This window comes from Magnetospirillum sp. XM-1, from assembly GCF_001511835.1.
Taxonomy (GTDB): domain Bacteria; phylum Pseudomonadota; class Alphaproteobacteria; order Rhodospirillales; family Magnetospirillaceae; genus Phaeospirillum.
In genome coordinates this window covers 4,488,098-4,500,372 of sequence record NZ_LN997848.1, presented here as the reverse complement: position 1 = coordinate 4,500,372, position 12,275 = coordinate 4,488,098, and the positions used below count along the sequence as shown (strand labels likewise).

Genomic DNA, 12,275 nt, shown 5'->3' with positions numbered 1-12,275 from the left:
CTAGTGCGAATGGAAGGGGCGCTGTTCCGATTGGGCTAGGCCCAATCTAGACGCTCAGATCCACGCCCCGGCCCGAGGCGGCGGAGGGGTTGGGCGACAGAACCTCGAATTCCACGCCGCGGCCGCGGTCGCGTCCCGACAGGGTCGAGGCCCGTTCCGCCGCGTCGGCATAGGCCGCGTTGGCGTAGGCGGCGCTGCCGGCCGTCGCCGACGGGGACTGCGCCGAGGTTTCGGACGTGCGGTTTTGCTCCTGCTCCTGGGCCAGGGCCTGGGTCAGGTAGGCGGAGGAGGGGCGGGAACCGGATTGCTGGTCCTGGTTCTGGCGCTCGGTGTCGAGCGTCTGGCGGCGCTGTTCGGACTGGGCCTGGGCGGCTTGCTGCCGGGCCGAGGATTGCTGCTCCTCGACCTCGGCGTAGTCGCGCGGGTCCAGCTGGTTGTTGACCGCCTGGCTGGCCGCCACGGCGCCGGCGCGCAAAGCCTTGATCGCGTCGATCAGGTTGGCTGTGCTGCCCGAGCCGGTGATGGCGCCGATGGACAAGGAAAAGGCTCCGCCCAAGAGTTAAGAAATCGATAATAGCTTCGGGCGTGGGATTTCCGCAATCGGGTGGAGTCCCGGTACGGAAACTATTTTGCCGTCCCGTGCATGCGCTCGTGCATGGCGCGGTGGTCGGGGTCCCTCATGTGTTCTTCATGCATGGAGCGGTAGGCCGGGTCCTGCATGTGCTGCTCGTGCATGGCGGGGTCGTGGGCGTGATCGCCTTGCATGGGCTGGCCGGGCATGGCCGGGCCCGGCTGGGCCGCGCCGGGCGGCGGCGCTCCCTGGGCGACCACCGCCACCGGAACGGTGACCGGTGCCGAGGCGGCGAAGGTCAGCGTCAGGGGGAAGCTTTGCCCGGCGACGAGGCGGGCCTTGAGGCCGTCCAGCATCACGTGCAGGCCGCCCGGCGCGAAGCGCACCGGACTTCCCGGCGGCAGGTCGATGGCGCTCTGCTGCTGCATCTTCATGACCCCGTCGGCATGGACGTGGCGGTGGAACTCCACCTTGGCGGCCGTCGGGGTGGTGGCCGAAACCAGGCGGTCGGGTCCGGCGGCGGTGTTGGTCAGGGTGATGAAGACCATGCCGACCTTGGTGTCCGGGCCGGTGGCCCGCGCCCAAGGATCGGCGGCGCGCACGCTGCCTTCGGCGGCGCCGGCCACGGAGTTCCAGCCAAGCGCCAGGGCGACGGCGATTCCCAGAACGATTTTCATCTGCGATGATCTCCATGGATGGGCGCAAGATGGCGTCATTGAACTCCGGGGCAACGGGGAAAGCAATGAACGAAAGATCCGAAGGAACGGCGGCGGCGACGCTGCCCGGCAACAACCGGACGGCGCTGCGCCGGGTCACGCGGGCGGCCCGCAAGGCGGCGCTGGCCACCAGCCAGGCCGGCGATCAGGGGGGGCGCCCCTACGTCTCGCTGGTGGCGCTGGCTTTCGACCATGACCTGTCGCCGATCCTGCTGTTGTCGCGCCTCGCCGACCATACCCGCAACCTTCTGGCCGACAGCCGCGCCGCGCTGCTGCTCGACGGCACCGACGGCTACGCCAATCCCCAGACCGGCCCGCGCGTCACCCTGACCGGAAGCGTGGCCGAGGATGCCGACCCCCGGCTGCGCCGCCGCTTTCTCGCCCGCCATCCCGGCGCCTCGCTCTATGCCGGTTTCGGCGATTTCGCCATCTGGCGCATGAATGTCGAGCGGGCCCATTTCGTCGGCGGCTTCGGCCGCGCCGTGTGGTTCGACGCGCCGCTGGTGGCGCCCGAGGAGACGGCCTTCATGGTCGGGGCCGAAGAGTCCGCCCTGGCCGAGATCAACGATTCCCATCCGGACCTGCTCGACGCTCTGGCGAGGCGGGGCGGCGGCGAGCCGTCCTCCGGTTGGCGGCTGGTGGGAATCGACCCCGACGGCTGCGAGCTGGAGGCGGGCGAGTCGGTGCTCCGACTGGCCTTCGAACAGCCGCCGGCCGCAGAGCGTTCGGCGCTTTCCTGCCTGCAAAGCCTTGTGGCAAGCCAATCAACCTGACGCAGGCAAGGCGATGCCCTGTATCGCTTTCAACCCAGCTTTCTTAAGAATGCATGAAGTTTTCGCACCAAGAGCATTGCTCCGGGGACGTCGGGCGGCTATCTTCGCGTCCTCTTTCGCGGCGGTGGCGCAATCGTCAAAAAGCGCCTGACCGGCGGCCGGTCCAAGGAAGGCCCGATCCATCCGGGGGGTATCGTCCCCCACGGGCGGCGGGTGGGCCGAAGCCTCCGGTCTTCAACGGAGTAGGATGGAAATGACCAAGAGCGGTATTCCTGGCGGGACCACCATGAACGCCAAATTGCTGGCGTGGATCGACGAGATGGCGCGTCTGTGCCGTCCCTCCGGCATCCACATCTGCGACGGCTCCCAGAAGGAATACGATGCCCTGTGCGAGATGATGGTCGCCGGCGGCACCATGATCAAGCTGAACGAGAAGCTGCGTCCCGGGTCCTACCTCTGCCGCTCCGACCCCCGCGACGTGGCGCGCGTCGAGGACCGCACCTTCATCTGCTCGCACAACAAGAACGATGCCGGCCCCACCAACAACTGGGTCGAGCCGCGCGAGATGAAGGCCCGCATGACCAAGCTCTATGAGGGCTGCATGAAGGGCCGCACCATGTATGTGGTGCCGTTCTCCATGGGGCCGCTGGGCTCGAACATCGCCCATATCGGCGTGCAGATCACCGATTCCGCCTATGCCGCCGCCAACATGCGCATCATGACCCGCATGGGCCAGCCAGTGCTGGACATCCTGGGCGCCGAGGGCGACTTCGTGCAGTGCCTGCATTCGGTGGGCGCGCCGCTGGCCGATGGCGCCACGGACGTTCCCTGGCCCTGCAACCCCGACAACATCACCATCTCCCACTTCCCCGAGGACCGGCAGATCTGGTCGTACGGCTCGGGCTACGGCGGCAACGCGCTGCTGGGCAAGAAGTGCTTCGCGCTGCGCATCGCGTCGGCCATGGCCCGCGACGAGGGCTGGCTGGCCGAGCACATGCTGATCGTCGGCGTCGAGAACCCCCAGGGCGAGAAGACCTACGTGGCCGCCGCCTTCCCGTCTGCCTGCGGCAAGACCAACTTCGCCATGCTGGTTCCGCCCAAGGGCTTCGAGGGCTGGAAGATCTGGACGGTCGGCGACGACATCGCCTGGATCAAGCCCGGCCCCGACGGCAAGTTCTACGCCATCAACCCGGAAGCCGGCTTCTTCGGCGTGGCGCCCGGCACCGGTGCCGCCACCAACCCGTCGGCCATTGCGGCTTGCGCCAAGAACTCCATCTTCACCAACGTCGCCATGACCGATGACGGCGACGTGTGGTGGGAAGGCCTGACCGACGAGGCTCCGGCCCATCTGATCGACTGGAAGGGCAACGACTGGACCCCGGCTTCCGAGGCTCCGGCGGCGCACCCCAACGCGCGCTTCACCGCGCCCGTGGGCCAGTGCCCCAGCGTCGATCCCGATTGGGAGAACCCGGCCGGCGTGCCCATCTCCGCCTTCATCGTCGGCGGCCGCCTGTCCAAGAACGCGCCGCTGGTGGTGCAGTCCTTCAACTGGGCCCACGGCGTCTATCTCGGCGCCACCATGGGTTCGGAGGCCACCGCCGCCGCCGTCGGCCAGGCCGCCATCCGCCGCGACCCCTTCGCCATGCTGCCGTTCTGCGGCTACAACATGGCCGATTACTTCAACCACTGGCTCAACATGGGCCGTAAGGTGAAGAACCCGCCGCCGATCTTCCGCGTCAACTGGTTCCTGCGTGACGACAACCGCAAGTTCATGTGGCCGGGCTACGGCCAGAACATGCGCGTCCTGAAGTGGATCGTCGACCGCGTCGCCGGCAAGGCCAAGGCCGTCGAGTCGCCCATCGGCCTGGTACCCCAGTACGAGGACCTGGAGTGGAAGGGCCTCGACTTCTCGCGCGACACCTTCAAGCAGCTGATGCGCATCGACCGCGAGGCCGGCGTCGCCGACGCCCGCAGCCAGGAAGAGCTGTTCGACAAGTTCCTGGACCGCGTGCCGAAGGAAATGCTGTTCGAGCGCGAGCTGCTGAAGTCGCGCCTGTGGCGCGCTCCCGCCGTGTGGGAGATGGCCAGCGAGGAAATCTGAGCGGTCTGACCGTTCGGGAGTTTCAAGGATCCCCGCCCGGAAACGGGCGGGGATTTTTGCTGTTCGGCCGCCGGGTTCCCCCCGAAGGGGCGTTTGCAGGTTGTTGTTAACCCGGATAAGCTCTATTACTTATCTTAGGATAATCCATTCGTATTGGGCTGTTATCTCTGGCCCGCGGGAAGCGTCTGGCTTGCGGAAGGGATGGACCATGCTGATTTCCGAGGTATTGGCCTACAAGGGGCACAAGATCTATGAGATCTCGCCGGGGGCCTCGCTGCGCGAAGCGGCCTCCCTGCTGCTGGAAAAGAACATCGGCGCGGTGATCTGTTCCGATGGGGGCGGCGGCATCGTCGGCATCCTGTCCGAGCGCGATGTCGCCCGCGCCTTCGCCCGCATGGGCGCCGACATGATCGCGCTCTCGGTGGGGGACGCCATGTCCCGCGACGTGGTCGCCTGCGCCGCCACCGACAGCGTCGATGAAATCCTCGAGATCATGACCGAGACCCGCTGCCGCCACATCCCCGTGGTCAGGGACGGCGAGGTGCAGGGCCTGGTCTCCATCGGCGACCTGGTCAAGGCCGCCAAGCGGAGCGCCTGAGGCGCCCCGCTTGGGGTCCGGCCAAGGGCTACTTCTTCACCGCGATCAGGTCGGCGTCGCCCTTGTCGAGCACCAGCGAGTGCTCGAGCGACACATAGTGGAAGCGCCGCGCCGTGTGGCCGGCATGGATGGCGAAGCCCACATTGTAGGTCTTGCCCGCCTCGATGGCCTTGAATGGCGCCGGGGCCGCCAGCGGGCGCGACAGCGTCACCGTCCAGGTGTCGCCGGCCTGGGTGGCCTCGGCGGTGACGGGAGCGTTCTTCACCTCGACCCGCTTGTCGAAGATGGTGCCGCCGGCCGCCACGGCCGCAGCGCCGGGCTTGATGCGGGCCTGCCAGTATTCCATCAGCTGGCCGGAGGCCTGCATCTTCTCCAGCTCGGCGGCGGCCACCAGCTCGTCGCCGGCACCCTGGCGGCCGGGCTTGGCGCGGGTGCGGTTCAGGTACTTGGTGCGCTCGCCCGCGCCGCCGGCCGGCATCTTGGCGGCGTCCTCATGGCAGGTGCCCCAGCAGCCGGCCTGGGCGGCCTCGGGCAGCTTGCCGTCGTCGAGCATCATGGTGACCTTGGTGGCGAAGTCCGGGTCCATCTTGGAATTGGGCTGGGCGCCCTCCTTGAACTCCAGGCGGACGTGCAGCTTGCCGCCCTCCTGGGCGACCTTGACCATGGCCGGGATGAAGGCCGGCTTGGCCGCGATGGGGGCGGGCTCGTTCTTGGAGCCGTTCACCAGGGTGGCGCCCATGTCCTTTTCCTCGCTCAGGTGGCATTCCTTGCAGGCCTTGCCGTTCTTCACCTTGGGCGCGCCACCGTGGTCGCCCGACAGAACCCATTCCAGCGACGACTGGCCGGGGTAGAACAGCGCCACCTCCTTGGCCGGAACGCTGCCCCAGTCCAGGGCCAGGGCGGGGGTGGTGGCGAAAACCATCAGGGTGGCGAGCGCGGTACGGTTCATGGCGGTCTTCCTTGGAAACGGGGAGGGGACCTAACCACAGGGCGAAGGGCGATGACTTGACCTTGCTCAATGCAAAGCGACGTTGGCGCACGTAACCAGTGCCACATCGGCATGGTTTCGGAGGATGGGCGATGAGGATCGGTTTCGGCAAGGGATTGGCGGCGTTGGTGCTGGCCGGACTGGTCGCGTCCCTCGGTACCGCCCAGGCCCAGCAGGCGCCGATCATGATCAAGGGCGAGCCCTACGTCTACGACAAGGACAACGCCCAGGACGTCATGCGCATCTGCGCCGGCTGCCACGGCGAGCTGGGCAACGGCGGCGGCGGCGGCGCCTATCCCCGCCTGGGCGGCCTGAACGCCGATTACCTGGCCGAGCAGATGCGCAAGTTCAAGAGCCGCGAGCGCGAGAACATCCCCATGATCCCCTTCGCCGTGGACCGCGAGCTGTCCGAGCGCGACGTGCTGGACGTTACCCGCTTCCTGTCCGAGGTCAAGCTGGAGACCAAGCCCCCGGCCAACATGCCCGCCGACGGCTATGCCCGCCTGCAGATCATGAAGAAGGTGCTGCAGATCCCGCGCGAGCCGGGCGACGTCGAGGCGGGCAAGGCGTTCTATGCCGCCGATTGCGGCCCCTGCCACGGCAACAAGGGCCAGGGCCGCCTGAAGAAGCCGTCCATCGCGCCCCAGCACATCGGCTACCTCAAGACCCAGGTGGACAGCTTCCTGTCGGGCAAGCGCCAGCATGACGACATCGAGATCATGAAGGCCAAGACGCCCGAGGACTGGAAGAACCTCTGGGCCTTCCTGTCCAGCTTGCAGGACTGACGTTCCGCAGTTCCGATGACAAGGCATCGGAACTGCGGCAAGCGCAAGGCGCGCCGCGGCTTATACCGCGAGAGCCAAGCGGAGCGCCCGGCGATTGAGGGACTTAAAGGCTGCTCGATTTATTGAGCAGCCGGCTGATACGAGCGGGCTTGCGTTTGGAGCGTCTCCAGAATATCTGAGAGATATGACTACACAGCAGACCTCCGGCTATCTGGCCGGCCAGCTTCTCATCGCCATGCCCCAGATGGAGGACCCGCGCTTCGCGCGCGCCATCGTCTATCTGTGCGCCCATAACGCCGATGGAGCCATGGGCATCGTCGTCAACAAGCTGTTCGGCGGGCTGACCTTCCCGCAATTGCTGGAGCAGCTGGACATTCCCCCCACTCCGGTCTGCGACGAGATCCGCATTCATTTCGGCGGGCCGGTGGAAAGCGGGCGCGGCTTCGTGCTGCATTCCGCCGACTACCTGCACGAGAACACCATGATCGTCGAGGGCGACGTGGCGCTGACCGCCACGGTGGACGTGCTGCGCGCCATGGCCGACGGCACCGGCCCGCGTGAAAGCCTGCTGGCGCTGGGCTATGCCGGCTGGGGGTCGGGACAGCTGGATTCGGAAATCCGCGAGAACGCCTGGCTGACCGTGCCCGCCGACCCGGCCCTGCTGTTCAGCCGCGATCTCGAGCACAAATACGAGCAGGCCATCCACAAGCTGGGCATCGACATGGGCCTGCTGTCGTCCGACGCCGGCCACGCCTGACCCCTTCTACTTGAACTCCGTCCGGCTTTCGCGGATTCCCGCCGGGTCCTCGTGGATGATCACGTCGAAGCCGGGGAATTCGGCCAGCAGGGCCTTTTCCACGTCGTCCGAGATGCGGTGCGCGTCGACCAGGGGAAGATCGCCCGGCAGTTCCAGGTGAAACTGGATGAAGCCCTGGCGGCCCGAGGTGCGGGTGCGCAGGTCGTGATGGTCCAGCACGCCGGGATGGCCCGCGACGATGGCGCGGATGCGCTCGCGGTCGGCCTCGGGGAGTTCCTTGTCCATCAGGGTGTCCAGCGACAGGCGGAAGATCTGCCAGGCGTTGATCATCAGCCAGCCGGCGATGCCGATGGCGAACAGCGGATCGGCCAGCGGCCAGCCGGTGCCCGCCGCCAGCAGCAGCGAGACGATGACGCTGGCGTTGATCAGCAGGTCGCCGGTGTAGTGCAGCGAATCGGCGGAAATGGCCAGCGAGTTGGTGCGTCTGGCCACCATGCGCTGGAACCACACCAGGGCCAGGGTGGCCAGGATGGAGAACACCATCACCGCGATGCCCCATTCGCCGTGATTGACGGGCTGGGGGTGGACCACGCGGCTGCCGGCCTCGGCCAGCAGGAAGGCCCCCGAGCCGACCACGAAGGCCGCCTGGCCCAATCCGGCCAGGGCCTCGGCCTTACCGTGGCCGAAGCGGTGGTCGTCGTCGGCCGGCACCAATGCATGGCGCACCGCCATCAGGTTCAGCGCCGAGGCGGCCAGATCCAGGGTGGAATCGATCAGGGTGGACAGCAGCGCCACCGAGCCGGTGGCGACCCAGGCCACCAGCTTGACGGCGATCAGCAGCGCGGCGGTGCCGGTGGAGGCATAGGTCGCCAGCCGCATCAGGCGGCCATGATCGCTCGAAGTGCTCATGGATAGAGATGCTCCAGACGCCAGCCATCGCCGTCGCGCACATAGTCGAAGCGGTCGTGCAGGCGGAACGGCCGGTCCTGCCAGAACTCGATGCGCCGGGGCGCCAGGCGGAAGCCGGACCAGTGGGGCGGGCGCGGCACCTTGCCCAGGCCGAACTTGGCGGCGAACTCGCCCACCCGCTTTTCCAGCTCGAAGCGGCCGTTGAGCGGGCGCGACTGGATGGAGGCCCAGGCGCCGATCTGGCTGGCCCGCGCCCGGCTGGCGAAATAGGCGTCGGCCTCTTCGTCCGAAACCGGGGTGATGTCGCCCTCGGCGCGGATCTGGCGGCGCAGGCTTTTCCAGTGGATGCACAGCGCGGCGTGGGGATTGGCCGCCAGTTCCTGGCCCTTGCGGCTTTCCAGGTTGGTGTAGAACACGAAGCCGGCGGGATCGACGCCCTTCAGCAGCACCATGCGCACGCTGGGCCGCCCCAGCGCGTCGGCGGTGGCCAACGCCATGGCGTTGGGGTCGTTGGGCTCGGACCGCTCGGCCTCTTCCATCCATTTGTGGAACAGGACCAGGGGATCGGCTTCGGGTGCTGACATCGCTTCTACCGCAGGTGTTGACGCATCGCCCTCAAAATGCCCAGATTCAGAGCCATATGGTAGACGTTTCCTCGCATACCCCCTTTTCAATGAGACAGCCATGCGCAGCCACGCTCCCAAGATCGTTTCCGTCCTTCTCGCCGTGTCGCTGCTGGGTGCTTGCGAGAATGCCAAGGTCGGCCAGACCACCGGCGTCATCCTGGGCGGCGTGGGCGGCGGCCTGCTGGGCTCGCAGTTCGGCGGCGGCATCGGCCGGGTGCTGATGACCTCGCTGGGCGCGGCGCTGGGCGCCTATGCCGGCTCGGAACTGGGCAAGACGCTGGACAAGGCCGACAAGGAAGAGGTGATGAAGGCCGAGGAGAAGGCCAGCACCGCCCCGGTGGGCGAGACGGTGGCGTGGAGCAATCCCGATTCGGGCAAGTCCGGCACGGTCACCCCGGTGAGCGAAAGCAAGGACGCCCAGGGCCGGATCTGCCGCGACTTCAAGTCCACCATCAGCGTCGACGGCAAGGAGGAGGTGGTCCAGGGGACCGCCTGCAAGCAGCCCGACGGCTCGTGGAGCGCGGTGAACTAACTCATAGTTCCTTAACCGAAAGGGCGGCATGGTCACGGGTTGGCGATGCCGCCTTTTTTCATTGCAGCCGGGATGATGACGCGGTGAAGGATCCCTATCTGGTGCTGGGCGTGGCCCGCACCGCTTCCGACGACGAGATCAAGAAGGCCTACCGCGCCCTGGCGCGCGAGCTTCACCCCGACCTGAACCCGGGCGATTCCAAGGCGGAATCGCGGTTCAAGGACATCTCGGCGGCCTACGACTTCCTGTCCGATACCACCAAGCGCGCCCAGTTCGACGCAGGCGAGATCGACGCCTCCGGCACGCCGAAGCGTGGCGCGTGGCGCTCTCGCTCGGGCGCTCGTCCCGGCGCGGGGGCGGGGGGCGGCTTCGGCGGCTTCGGCGAGAACGTCGACGACATCCTGGCCGAGCTGTTCCGCCGCAAGCAGAAGGGCCAGGATCAGGCCAAGGCCCAGGCCAGGGCTAAGACCCGGGGCGGCGACGTCCGCCATACCCTGACCATTTCCTTCCTCGACGCGGCCGCCGGGGGAACCAAGCGGGTGACCCTGATGTCGGGCCGCACCGTCGAGGTGCGCATTCCGCCGGGCAGCACCGACGGCCAGACGCTCAGGCTCAAGGGCCAGGGCCACGGCGCCGACGACGGGGCGATCCCCGGCGACGCCTTCATCGAGCTGAAGGTGGAAGAGCATTCCCATTTCAAGCGCCGCGAGCTGGACGTGCTGCTCGACCTGCCGGTGACGGTGCAAGAAGCGGTGCTGGGCGGCAAGGTGCCGGTGCCCACCATCGACGGCAAGGTGATGGTGACGGTGCCGCCCGGCTCCAACAGCGGTGCGGTGCTGCGCCTCAAGGGCAAGGGCATCGCCGGCCCCCATGGAACCCGCGGCGACCAGCTGGTCACCCTGTCGGTGGTGCTGCCCGAAGACGCCGATTTCCGCGCCCTGGTGGAAAAGTGGGGGCCGCGTCATGGGTATGATCCGCGCGCCAAGGCGGGGATCGTCTGACGCTCCTCTCGTCCTCTACGAGGTGACGACCTCGGCCTTGACCCAGTCCCGGAAGGCGCGGATGGCTAGGGATTCGGCCCGGTCGGGCTGGCAGACCAGATGATAGGCGCTGGCCAGCGGGCGGCCCGGGAACAGGGCCACCAGCCGGCCGGTGGCCAGTTCGTCTCCCACCAGGGTGCGCCAGACCAGGGCGGCGCCCAGCCCGGCCAGGGCGGCTTCCACCACCAGCGAGGCGTCGCCGAAGGGGCGCAGCTTCAGCTGTTCTTCGGGGGCCACCCCCATTTCGGCCAGCCAGCCCGGCCAGGTGGGGAAGTCGGAGTCCCATCCCATGAATTCGTTGACCAGCAAGGTGGTGCGGGCCAGGTCGGGCAATTCGCTCAGATTGGCCGCCAGGCGGGGCGCGGCCACCGCCACCACCTCCTCCAGGCGCAGACGCTCCACCAGCAGGCCGGGATAGCGGCCGGGGCCGTAGCGGATGGCCACGTCCACCCCCTCGCGGTCCAGGTCCACCAGCCGGGTGGTCGCCGACAGGTGCAGGTCGATGGCGGGATGGGCTTCCTGGAAACGGGTCAGGCGCGGCACCAGCCAGCGGGCCGCGAAGGTGGGCGGCGCCGAGACCACCAGCGGCCGGGCCGGGCCGTTAGGGGCCAGCCGCCCCACCGCCGTAGCCAACCGGTCGAAGGCGTCGTTGAACTCCGGCGCGGCCAGGGCGGCGGCGCGGGTGAGCGACAGCCGGGCGCCGCGATGGAACAGCGACACCCCCAGGATGTCTTCCAGCTGCTTGATCTGCTGGCTGATGGCGGCCGGGGTGACCCCCAGTTCGTCGGCGGCCCGCGCAAAGGACAGGTGGCGGGCGGCCGCCTCGAAGGCATGCAGGGCGCGAAGCGGGGGCAGGCGGCGGCGCATCGTTAGTTTTCCTTAACCCGAAGGCGAGAAAAGCTCGTTTGAAGCCAAGTATTTCCAAAGCGTATCGTCGAGGCATGGATTAGTCCATCTCAATGGAGGCTCCCATGGGCCAGACCGCGCTGTATGCCCTTGCCGCCCTGTCGGCCCTGTTCTGGGGGGCCAATTTCAATCTGGCCGGACCGGTGCTGGCCGACATGGCGCCCATGAGCGCGGCGGCCGGGCGCTTCGTCCTGGCGGCGCTGATCATGGCGGCCCTCGTCGCCTGGCGCGGCGAGTTCTCCGCCATGCTGGGAACGGCCCGGCGTTACGGCGGCCGGCTGGCCCTGGTGGGCGTGGTGGGCATCGCCGGCTTCAACCTGCTGTTCTTCGACGCCATGCGCACCACCTCGGCGGTGAACGGCGCGCTGATCATGGCCACCAATCCGCTGCTGACCGCCCTGCTGGCGGCGCTGTTCCTGGGCGAGCAATTGCCCGGCCGCCAGATCGCCGCCATTCCCGTGGCGCTGGCCGGCGTGTCCATGGTGATCCTGGGCGGCGGCGCGGCCGGCGGCGCCATGGAATTCGGCTTCGGCGACCTGGAGATGCTGGGCGCCAATCTGGCCTGGGCGGCCTACAACGTGCTGGCCCGCAAGCTGACTCCGCCCGGCCCGCAGATGGCCAACACCACCGTGATGATGACCGCCGGCGCCCTGGTGCTGGCCGCCGCCGCAATGCTGGAGGGATCGGTTTTCGTCATTCCCGGGCCCAAGGCGGGGGCGGCGCTCCTGACCATGGCGGTGACCGGTTCTGTGCTGGCCTATCTGTTCTGGAGCATGGCCATCACCCGCCTGGGCGCGGGGCGCACCGCCCTGTTCCTCAATCTGGTGCCGGTCTTCGCCGCCATCATCGCCACGCTGGGCGGCACGCCCCCCAATCCGGCGCAGCTGGGCGGCGGTGCCGTGGTGATCGCCGCCGTGATATTCTCCATGCTGCCGTCGCGGCGGCGCACCTGCCCAGCCTGAGTCATGAGAGA

At 68.0% G+C, this 12,275-nt stretch carries 14 protein-coding genes; 8 read left to right on the top strand and 6 right to left on the bottom strand.

What is annotated here, in order from left to right; genetic code table 11:
- Nucleotides 1-46 precede the first annotated feature (46 nt).
- A complete protein-coding gene (locus XM1_RS20580) occupies nucleotides 47-538 on the bottom strand; it encodes a hypothetical protein (RefSeq protein WP_068436786.1) in 492 nt (163 codons plus the stop codon).
- Nucleotides 539-624: 86 nt separating this feature from the next.
- Nucleotides 625-1,248 (bottom strand): copper chaperone PCu(A)C, encoded by a 624-nt coding sequence (locus XM1_RS20575; RefSeq protein WP_068436784.1) that lies wholly within the window; start codon nucleotides 1,246-1,248, stop codon nucleotides 625-627.
- Between the two features lie 65 nt (nucleotides 1,249-1,313).
- On the opposite strand from XM1_RS20575, the gene XM1_RS20570 reads away from it, so the two are divergent.
- From XM1_RS20570 to XM1_RS20560, 3 genes are all read left to right on the top strand, one after another.
- A complete protein-coding gene (locus tag XM1_RS20570; protein ID WP_068436782.1) occupies nucleotides 1,314-2,060 on the top strand; it encodes a HugZ family protein in 747 nt (248 codons plus the stop codon).
- Between the two features lie 247 nt (nucleotides 2,061-2,307).
- A complete protein-coding gene (locus XM1_RS20565; RefSeq protein ID WP_082700630.1) occupies nucleotides 2,308-4,161 on the top strand; it encodes a phosphoenolpyruvate carboxykinase (GTP) in 1,854 nt (617 codons plus the stop codon).
- Between the two features lie 208 nt (nucleotides 4,162-4,369).
- Entirely contained in the window at nucleotides 4,370-4,759 is a 390-nt protein-coding gene (locus XM1_RS20560) for a CBS domain-containing protein (RefSeq protein ID WP_068436780.1), read from the top strand.
- Nucleotides 4,760-4,787: 28 nt separating this feature from the next.
- Here the strand turns inward: XM1_RS20560 and XM1_RS20555 are convergent, their stop codons facing one another.
- Nucleotides 4,788-5,708 (bottom strand): ethylbenzene dehydrogenase-related protein, encoded by a 921-nt coding sequence (locus XM1_RS20555; protein WP_068436778.1) that lies wholly within the window; start codon nucleotides 5,706-5,708, stop codon nucleotides 4,788-4,790.
- Nucleotides 5,709-5,839: 131 nt separating this feature from the next.
- Between XM1_RS20555 and XM1_RS20550 the strand changes: the two genes are divergently transcribed.
- Both XM1_RS20550 and XM1_RS20545 read left to right on the top strand, forming a co-directional pair.
- A complete protein-coding gene (locus XM1_RS20550) occupies nucleotides 5,840-6,532 on the top strand; it encodes a c-type cytochrome (protein WP_068436777.1) in 693 nt (230 codons plus the stop codon).
- 184 nt (nucleotides 6,533-6,716) lie between these two features.
- Nucleotides 6,717-7,289: a YqgE/AlgH family protein gene (locus XM1_RS20545; protein WP_068436775.1), complete on the top strand. Its 573-nt coding sequence runs from the start codon at nucleotides 6,717-6,719 to the stop codon at nucleotides 7,287-7,289.
- 6 nt (nucleotides 7,290-7,295) lie between these two features.
- Here XM1_RS20545 and XM1_RS20540 read toward each other — a convergent pair whose 3' ends face one another.
- Nucleotides 7,296-8,198, bottom strand: a complete 903-nt coding sequence (locus XM1_RS20540) for a cation diffusion facilitator family transporter (protein WP_156428808.1) — start codon at nucleotides 8,196-8,198, stop codon at nucleotides 7,296-7,298.
- Nucleotides 8,195-8,782 (bottom strand): pyridoxamine 5'-phosphate oxidase, encoded by a 588-nt coding sequence (gene pdxH, locus XM1_RS20535; RefSeq protein ID WP_068436773.1) that lies wholly within the window; start codon nucleotides 8,780-8,782, stop codon nucleotides 8,195-8,197. Before pdxH ends, XM1_RS20540 begins: the two co-directional genes overlap by 4 nt.
- A gap of 100 nt (nucleotides 8,783-8,882) precedes the next feature.
- Between pdxH and XM1_RS20530 the strand changes: the two genes are divergently transcribed.
- Both XM1_RS20530 and XM1_RS20525 read left to right on the top strand, forming a co-directional pair.
- Nucleotides 8,883-9,356: an RT0821/Lpp0805 family surface protein gene (locus tag XM1_RS20530; protein WP_068436771.1), complete on the top strand. Its 474-nt coding sequence runs from the start codon at nucleotides 8,883-8,885 to the stop codon at nucleotides 9,354-9,356.
- Nucleotides 9,357-9,439: 83 nt separating this feature from the next.
- Nucleotides 9,440-10,357, top strand: a complete 918-nt coding sequence (locus tag XM1_RS20525; RefSeq protein WP_068436769.1) for a DnaJ C-terminal domain-containing protein — start codon at nucleotides 9,440-9,442, stop codon at nucleotides 10,355-10,357.
- 15 nt (nucleotides 10,358-10,372) lie between these two features.
- On the opposite strand, the gene gcvA is transcribed toward XM1_RS20525, so the two are convergent.
- Entirely contained in the window at nucleotides 10,373-11,263 is an 891-nt protein-coding gene (gene gcvA / locus XM1_RS20520; RefSeq protein WP_068436768.1) for a transcriptional regulator GcvA, read from the bottom strand.
- A gap of 104 nt (nucleotides 11,264-11,367) precedes the next feature.
- On the opposite strand from gcvA, the gene XM1_RS20515 reads away from it, so the two are divergent.
- Nucleotides 11,368-12,264, top strand: coding sequence for a DMT family transporter (locus XM1_RS20515; protein ID WP_068438105.1), 897 nt, complete (start codon nucleotides 11,368-11,370; stop codon nucleotides 12,262-12,264).
- The last annotated feature ends 11 nt before the right edge of the window (nucleotides 12,265-12,275 follow it).